At 51.5% G+C, this 1,160-nt stretch carries 1 protein-coding gene and 1 pseudogene; one reads left to right on the top strand and one right to left on the bottom strand.

Annotated elements, in window-relative coordinates; translation table 11 throughout:
• Window positions 1-115: 115 nt before the first annotated feature.
• Window positions 116-898, bottom strand: coding sequence for a nucleotidyl transferase AbiEii/AbiGii toxin family protein (locus IV91_RS0113750; protein ID WP_082783500.1), 783 nt, complete (start codon window positions 896-898; stop codon window positions 116-118).
• A 75-nt stretch (window positions 899-973) separates the two neighbouring features.
• Here IV91_RS0113750 and IV91_RS19320 point away from each other — a divergent pair.
• Window positions 974-1,160: pseudogene (locus tag IV91_RS19320) on the top strand (transposase); the annotation flags it as partial.

The following is a 1,160-nucleotide window of genomic DNA, read 5'->3' as shown; positions in this document are numbered from 1 at the left end:
CTCCAGGAGGAACGAAAAAACTGATCAGTTAAACCAAAATTACGAGCATGTAGTGCCACTCCGATTTTTTTGTGGTCGTAACAAACTGATAGTTAAAGAAATTAAATTCTCTGCGTTAAACATGGGCTAAATCCGCGCTGCCGAAGAACAGCCGCGAATGGTGCGCGCAATCGATCGCCAGCGCATGGTCGGCCTGCCATTCGTATGCAGGCATAGCCTGTATTAGCTGATGTATGTCGTAGTAATGGCGCGAGACGCGCTGTCCACCATGTCGCAGTTCGCCGCGGCGGTCATACCATTGGCGCAGACCGTGCAGGATGATGATCTTGTCCCAGAAGGTGCGCTCGGGCTTCACAGTCATGACGTTGGCCACGGCCAGGTTCAGATCGGGCAGATCCTGCGCCACATACGGCGTGACCGTGGCTATGACGTGCGGATCCAGTGCCGACTTCGCACCTGCCTCAATCTTGACTGCGGAGCGGATGTAGTCGCCGGTAGTGGCCGTGACAGCAGGATACCAGAACAGTAAGGTCTGACCATCCTTGTCTTCTGGATCAGGCTTCAGCCGGAAATCGGCATCTGGAATGATGGCGGTGGCGAGTTGGGTGAACTGCTCCGTCAATGGTCCGGCAATGTAGCTTTGGCAAGCATTGCGGATGGCTTCGAGACGTACGCGGCGCTTCTTGCCGCTCAGAGCATCCAACTCAGCCACGTCGGCTGACTGTCCCAGATCGTCACGAAAGATAGTGATATCGATGTCCTCGGAAAATCGCGAGATCAGGCCGAAGGCTTTGGACAGGGAGGTGCCACCCTTGAACAGCAGGCGAGGACCACCAGCCTCTAAGCCGTTGAACAGCACATCAACCCATCTCCGCGAGAATCCCCTCGCTTTAGCCATGGGGAGGAAAGCGGGAAGTTGGTTTTGACTTAGATTTGTCTTGCATTATATATCTAGTATCTGTATAATTAGTACATGAGCGATTACACCATAAAATACAAGAGCAACCTGAACGTAGTTTACTCTTGCAAGTACTAGGTTATTTGGTGTCCTAAGTATCGGCGTTCGGTTTTAGTGAAGGGCGTTGACGTTCGGCTGAAAGAAATTATACAAGACGTTGCTACTGAGTATAAATGTGAAATATTGGAACTTGAGGTTATGC

The sequence above is a fragment of the Ferrovum myxofaciens genome (assembly GCF_000735045.1).
In the GTDB taxonomy this organism is placed as follows: Bacteria; Pseudomonadota; Gammaproteobacteria; order Burkholderiales; family Ferrovaceae; genus Ferrovum; species Ferrovum myxofaciens.
The sequence above is the reverse complement of the archived record's forward strand: the minus strand, read 5'-3'. Positions and strand labels throughout refer to the sequence as shown.

Excerpts from the sequence above, each read along its gene's own strand:
- IV91_RS0113750 (WP_082783500.1), bottom strand. The coding sequence starts at position 898 with ATGGCTAAAGCGAGGGGATTCTCGCGGAGATGGGTTGATGTGCTGTTC.